General features: G+C 71.7%; 10 protein-coding genes. All 10 read left to right on the plus strand.

Features of this window, described 5'->3' with window-relative positions:
- The first annotated feature begins 64 nt into the window (after positions 1-64).
- The 10 genes from I73_RS00250 (at position 65) to I73_RS32040 (ending at position 5,999) form a co-directional block, all read left to right on the plus strand.
- Positions 65-604, plus strand: coding sequence for an outer membrane protein assembly factor BamE (locus I73_RS00250; protein ID WP_022978784.1), 540 nt, complete (start codon positions 65-67; stop codon positions 602-604).
- Complete coding sequence (gene dapB, locus I73_RS00255) at positions 601-1,416, plus strand: 4-hydroxy-tetrahydrodipicolinate reductase (protein WP_022978785.1); 816 nt, start codon at positions 601-603, stop codon at positions 1,414-1,416. The genes I73_RS00250 and dapB overlap by 4 nt, the downstream gene beginning before the upstream one ends.
- Before the next feature lie 5 nt (positions 1,417-1,421).
- A complete protein-coding gene (locus I73_RS25100; RefSeq protein WP_022978786.1) occupies positions 1,422-2,147 on the plus strand; it encodes a MotA/TolQ/ExbB proton channel family protein in 726 nt (241 codons plus the stop codon).
- Between the two features lie 21 nt (positions 2,148-2,168).
- On the plus strand, positions 2,169-2,591 hold the full coding sequence (locus I73_RS00265) for a biopolymer transporter ExbD (RefSeq protein WP_022978787.1): 423 nt from the start codon (positions 2,169-2,171) through the stop codon (positions 2,589-2,591).
- Positions 2,592-2,659: 68 nt separating this feature from the next.
- A complete protein-coding gene (locus I73_RS25105; RefSeq protein ID WP_022978788.1) occupies positions 2,660-3,229 on the plus strand; it encodes a hypothetical protein in 570 nt (189 codons plus the stop codon).
- Between the two features lie 365 nt (positions 3,230-3,594).
- On the plus strand, positions 3,595-3,792 hold the full coding sequence (locus tag I73_RS00275; protein WP_022978789.1) for a hypothetical protein: 198 nt from the start codon (positions 3,595-3,597) through the stop codon (positions 3,790-3,792).
- A 51-nt stretch (positions 3,793-3,843) separates the two neighbouring features.
- Positions 3,844-4,137, plus strand: a complete 294-nt coding sequence (locus tag I73_RS00280) for a hypothetical protein (RefSeq protein ID WP_022978790.1) — start codon at positions 3,844-3,846, stop codon at positions 4,135-4,137.
- Positions 4,138-4,220: 83 nt separating this feature from the next.
- Complete coding sequence (locus I73_RS00285) at positions 4,221-5,057, plus strand: HDOD domain-containing protein (RefSeq protein ID WP_022978791.1); 837 nt, start codon at positions 4,221-4,223, stop codon at positions 5,055-5,057.
- 116 nt (positions 5,058-5,173) lie between these two features.
- Positions 5,174-5,791, plus strand: a complete 618-nt coding sequence (locus I73_RS00290; RefSeq protein ID WP_148289633.1) for a hypothetical protein — start codon at positions 5,174-5,176, stop codon at positions 5,789-5,791.
- Positions 5,745-5,999 carry a hypothetical protein gene (locus I73_RS32040; protein WP_022978793.1) on the plus strand — a complete coding sequence of 85 codons (255 nt, stop codon included), beginning with the start codon at positions 5,745-5,747 and terminating at the stop codon, positions 5,997-5,999. Before I73_RS00290 ends, I73_RS32040 begins: the two co-directional genes overlap by 47 nt.
- Position 6,000: the final 1 nt, after the last annotated feature.

The following is a 6,000-nucleotide window of genomic DNA, read 5'->3' on the forward strand; positions in this document are numbered from 1 at the left end:
CCCGCGAACGCCTGGGGTTGTTCCGGCCCCGCGCCCCTGCCCAGCCGCCCTGCGGCCCGCTGTAATGCCCCTGTCTTTCCGGATTGTCGCACTCGCCCTGCCGCTGGCCGCCGGCCTGCTGAGCGGCTGCACCCTGATTTCCCGCACCATGAGCGAGGGCATCACCAGCGTCATCACGCCCTACAAGGTCGAGGTGGTGCAAGGCAATGTGGTCACCAAGGAGATGCTGGCCCAGGTCCACACCGGCAGCTCGCGCGCCGACGTGCGTGACGCGCTGGGCTCGCCCCTGCTGGCCGACCCCTTCCATGCCGAACGCTGGGACTACGTCTTCACCATCAAGCGCCAGGGCACCGAACCCCAGAAGCGCTCCGTCGTGATCTGGTTCAACGGTGACACGGTGAAATCCATCGAAGCGCCCGAACTGCCCACCGAAGAGGAGTTCGTCGCCTCGATCACCCGCCAGCGCAGCCAGCCCTTGCCCGAGCGCAAGCTGACGCTCACCGACGAAGAGCGCGCCGCACTGCCCGTGCCCAAGGCCCCGACGCCGACCGACACCGCGCCGCAAGGGGCCAATCGCAGCTACCCTCCGCTGGAGGCTCCGTGAACCCCGTCGCCGCCCCCCTGCGCATCGCCATCGCCGGTGCCAGCGGCCGCATGGGCCGCATGCTGATCGAGGCCGTGCAGGCCGCCCCGGACTGCGTACTGGCCGGCGCCCTGGACCGTGCTGAAACCCCCGCCATCGGCCTGGACGCCACCGGCTGGCTGGGCGTGGCCAGCGGCGTGGCCATCACCGACGACCTGGCCCAGGGCCTGGCCCAGGCCGATGTGCTGATCGACTTCACCCGCCCCGAAGGCACGCTGGCCCATCTGGCGGTCTGCCGTGCCAAAGGCGTGCGCATGGTCATCGGCACCACCGGTTTCAGCGACGCGCAGAAGGCCGAGATCGCCGCTGCGGCGCGCGACATCGGCATCGTCATGTCGCCCAACATGAGCGTGGGCGTGAACGTGGTGATGCGCCTGCTGGACATGGCCAGCCGGGCGCTGAGCCAGGGCTATGACATCGAGATCATCGAAGCCCACCACCGCCACAAGGTGGACGCCCCCAGCGGTACCGCCCTGGCCATGGGCGAGGTGGTGGCCCAAGCCCTGGGCCGCGACCTCAAGGCCTGCGCCGTGTACGGCCGCGAAGGCGTGACCGGCGAGCGCGATCCCTCCACCATCGGCTTCGCCACCGTGCGGGGCGGCGACATCGTGGGTGACCACACCGTGCTGTACGCCGGCATCGGTGAGCGCATCGAGATCACCCACAAGAGCAGCAGCCGTGTGACCTACGCCCAGGGCAGCCTGCGCGCCGCCCGCTTCCTGGCCGGGCAGGGTGCCGGCCTGTTCACGATGAACGACGTGCTGGGATTCTGATCGGCATGGACGGCCTGCAGGAATTCTGGTCGCAGAGCGACGCCATCGGCCGCAGCGTGGCCCTGCTGCTGCTGGCCATGTCGGTGGGCACCTGGGTGGTGATCCTCTGGAAGGCCTGGCTGCTGCGCCGGGCCCAGCGCAGCCTGGCGCAGGCCACCCCCGCCTTCTGGCAGGCACCCGATCTGGCCGGCGGCCAGGAACGCCTGCGCAGCCTGGACCCGGAACAACTGCTGGCCCCCCTGGCCGCCGCCGCGGCCCAGCCCGTCAGCCGGGGCACGCTGGAAGAAGCCGGCAGCGCCCAGGCCCAGCACACCCGCCGGCTGCGCGACGCGCTGCACGGCGTGCTCGGCCGGCTGCAGCGCGGCCAGGTCTTCCTGGCCTCGGTCGGCGCCACCGCACCCTTCATCGGCCTGTTCGGCACCGTCTGGGGCATCTACCACGCCCTGCTGGGCATCGGCAGCGGCGGCGCGGGCAGCCTGGACCAGGTGGCCGGCCCGGTGGGCGAGGCGCTGATCATGACCGGCATCGGCCTGGCCGTGGCCATCCCCGCCGTGGTGGCCTACAACGCCTTCACCCGCGGCAACCGGGTGCTGACCGGCCGGCTGGACGCCTTCGCCTTCGAGCTGCACAGCTTCCTGACCATGGGCGAAGCCCTGGGCGCCGACACCCAGACCCCCGCCCGCCAGACCCAGCCGGCGCTGCGCCCGGTGGCCGCCGGCCACATGGCCTGAGCCACCGCACAGGAGACCGACATGGCTTTTGCCTCGTTCGACCGCAAGGGCGGCGCCGCCCCGGTGGCGGAGATCAACATGGTCCCGCTGATCGACGTGATGCTGGTGCTGCTGGTGATCTTCATCGTCACCGCCCCGCTGATGTCCCACGCCGTCAAGCTGGACCTGCCGCGCGCCAGCAGCCAGCCCGTGCCGCCGGTGGCCGACAAGATCGACTTCTCCATCGACGCCCAGGGCCAGCGCTACTGGAACGGCGAGAAGATCAGCCGCGAGGAGGCCCAGGCCCGGCTGCAGGCCCAGGGCCAGCGCCAGCCGCAGCCCGAGATCCACCTGCGGGCCGACGAGGCGGCGGCCTACCGGACCGTGGCCGAGACGCTGGCGGACGCCTCGCGCGCCGGCCTGGGCAAGATCGGCTTCGTCAGTCAGCCTGCAACCGTCCGCTGAGCGCCCACTGACCGCGGCTTGACCTTGCCGGGGTCGGCCCAGGGCAAGGGGCTTTATCATCGCGGCCCATGGAATCCCCCCGCGACGTGGCCGCGATCCGCCTGGACAACGCCCTGCTGTTGTTCGACGAGTTCGTGCAGGCCACGGTCAAGAACGCCGATGCCGCCGCCTTGCGCGGCCTGGAACGCCGCTTTGCCGAGCGGCTGCAGATCCAACCCAGCTACTGGAGCCAGATCAAGGGCCGCTCGCGCCAGATCGGCGAGCGCCTGGCCCGCCAGTTCGAGCAGAACTGCCGCAAGCCGGCCGGCTGGATGGACGAACCCCATGGCGCCAGCGCCACGGCGGCGCCGGCCGACGCCCAGGCCGAATCCCCGTTGCCACGCGACGACGACGAGCGCTTCATCGTCGGCCTGGTGCTGACCTACTACCGCCGCCACCCCCAGCGGGCCCGCACCCGGCTGCTGGACCTGCTCAGCGAGGTGCTGGTGCCCGCCCCCACGGCGGCCGGCGCAAGCCCGGTGCCGCCGCCCCCTGGCGTGCTGCGTCCCGCCGCCGTCCCGGCCCCGGCGCCGGCCAGCGACAAGGACCTCTGGCGCCAGAGCCAGCGTGGCGTCGCCCCGCTCAAGGGCAAACGCTGAGCCCAACGCCCCACCGGGGGTGACCGTGGGCTTGTCGTTGCGCAAAAGATAAAAGCCTCTTGCGCAAGATAATCAAACGTTTATCATTTGCGGACGCGCCGAGCTTCTGCCACTCCTGAATCTGGCGCTGCGGGGTGAACCGATCTGCCGGTTCCCGCGCCCGCCCCGGCCCCACGTTGACCCCGGCCGGCCCCACCACCTTCTGGACCCCCGATGCATTGCACCCTGGTGGCCCGTCTGGTGCGGGCCCTGATCCTGTTCCCGAACCGTTGAACGGCCCGTTCCGGCCCTGCCCCGTGCAGGCCGGGCCGCGCCGCCCCTGACAGCTGTTGCCATGCCTTGGCGCGCCCGAGGTCGGCCGCGGCATGGCCGAGACCCGGCCCGAGGAGATGACCATGAAGATCCAGCTGACCCTGAGCTCCCCCCGCAATCCGGTGGCTGTCCCGGCGCGCATGCGCCAGGCCGGCCCGCACCGCCGATCCGGCAAGGCCCTGCGCCAGCAGCAGCAGCAGGCGCTGCGCCGTGAACTGGCCCACGCCCGCCCCGACCCCCACAGCCCCTGAGCCCCCCTTTCGCGCGCACCCTTGAGCCGGTGCGCGCCCATGGAGAGACCCATGTTCCCGCACCGCATCCTTCTTCGCGCCGCCACGCCCGAGCAATTGCTGGGGCTGGCCCAACCCGACCGGGGCGCACGCCATCTCATCGCCCGCGGCCTGAGGGCCCTGGCCCTCGCACTGGCGCGCGCCGCCCGGGCGGTGGCCCCCCGGCCCATCGACCGCCACCCGCGCGGCCTGCCCCCGCCCGCCGACCTGCCTCTCGTGGAGTACCACGGCCAGGCCGGCGCCCCCGAGGGAGCCCTCTATGTGAACGGCGAGTTCATCGGTAGGCTGGAGGTGGATCGCCTCTGAGCAACAGGGGCATCCCGGGCCGGCACTCAAGCTGCCGGCCCGGGCCGCCGATAACAAGGCGACCACGCCCTCTGGTGCGCCCCATGTCTTCCACCCCCTCCTCGCCCCGCTACCCGTCCGACCTGGCCGGCTGGGTGCGGTATTTCCAGCTGGTCGAGATCCCCGTGCTGCCGCACACCGCGGCGGTGCTGGAGGAGTTGCGCCAGATGCAGGACGACGTGGACGCGCGGATGCTGGCCGACGAGCTGATGAGCGACCCGCTGATGACGCTCAAGGTGCTGGCCTACACTGCCACCGTGCAGCGCCATCGGCGCAACAACGACGCCGAGACGCTGCGCGAAGCCCTGGTGCTGACCGGCATCACGCCCTTCTTCGCCACCTTCGGCCCGCAGCCCACGGTGGACGTGCACCTGGGCGACCAGCCCGAGGCCCTGGCCGGCCTGCAGGCGGTGCTGGACCGGGCCGACCGGGCCGGCCGCTTCGCCCTGGCCTTCGCGCTGCACCGGCGCGACCACGACGCCGCGGTGATCTACCTGGCCGCCCTGCTGCACGACTTTGCCGAGATGCTGCTGTGGCTGAATGCGCCGGCACTGGCCCTGGAGATGAAGCGGCTGCAGCAAGCCGACCGCACGCTGCGCAGCAGCACGGTGCAGAAGCAATGTCTGCATGTCACCCTGGGCGAGGTGCAGCAGGCCCTGATGCAGACCTGGCACCTGCCGGAGTTGCTGGTGCACATCACCGACGACCGCAAGGAAAACGATCCGCAGGTACGCAATGTGCTTCTGGCCGTTCGGCTGGCGCGCCACACCAGCCTCGGATGGGACAACCCCGCCGTCCCCGATGACGTGAGCGACATCGCCCGGCTGCTGACCATGGCCCCGGAAGCCACCCTGAGCTGGCTTCAAGCCCTGGACGACTGACCCGGCTTGGTGCCGCGTGCGCCATTCGGGGGATTTTCAGCTGTCGCCTGACACATCCGTCAGGCTAAGCTGCGGCGCGCCGCTGCAGAACGCAACGATCTTGCCGCCAGGTGACCATGTCCGCCCAACTCGCTCAACGCAGTACTTTCATGCTCTATGCCGCCATGGCCCTGGCCGTGGCGGCCGGACTGAGCGCCCTGCCGCCTCTGGACCCGCTGGAAGTGCTGAGGGAGCAGGGTGGCGCCTGGGGCCTGCTGGCGGCGCTGCTCCACCTGGGCCTGGCGGGCCTGGGGCTTCTGGCCTGCCGCCGCGCCTTCATGCGCCAGGGCCTGACCCTGTTGCAGGGCCGGCGGGTGTGCGGTGTCTGCGCGGCCGCCGTGCTCGGCGCCTGGGCCTGGTGGCTGGGCAGTTGGCAGTTCACCGAGGTGGCCGATGGCCGGGCGCTGCTGTGGCTGGAGATGCTGCCGCTGTGGCTCTGGCCTGCCGGTCTGCTCCACCCGGGACCGGCGCATGAGCGGCCGGGGCGGCACTCAGCACCGGCGATCCGACCCTTCGGCCGTCACCCCCTGCAGACGCTGGCATACGGTTTCGAAGACGATGCCCTGCTGGAGCAGGTCCACATGGCCGGCCCCCGCTACCGCCAGAGCTTCACCGCCGGGCCACAGCGCGCCCTGGGTCGGGAACACGATGCTGTCGCAGGGGCTGAAGACGCTCAGCACCCAGGGCGCCTGTGAGTCGCCCGCGCGCAGCCGGGCCTCGTCCTGGGCCAACTGCCGCAGCCAGTCCGAGCCCGGTCGCATCTGCCGCGCGCTGGCGCTGTGCCCCCCACGGGCCAGCCAGGTGCCCGCGTGCGGTGTGCCCACGGTGATCAGCCCGCTCACCGGCGTGCGCCCGCCGTCGGCCCGCCACCAGGCGCGCAGCGCCGGGCCCCCCATGCTGTGAC

This window comes from Ideonella sp. B508-1 (assembly GCF_000333615.1).
Taxonomy (GTDB): Bacteria; Pseudomonadota; Gammaproteobacteria; order Burkholderiales; family Burkholderiaceae_C; genus Ideonella.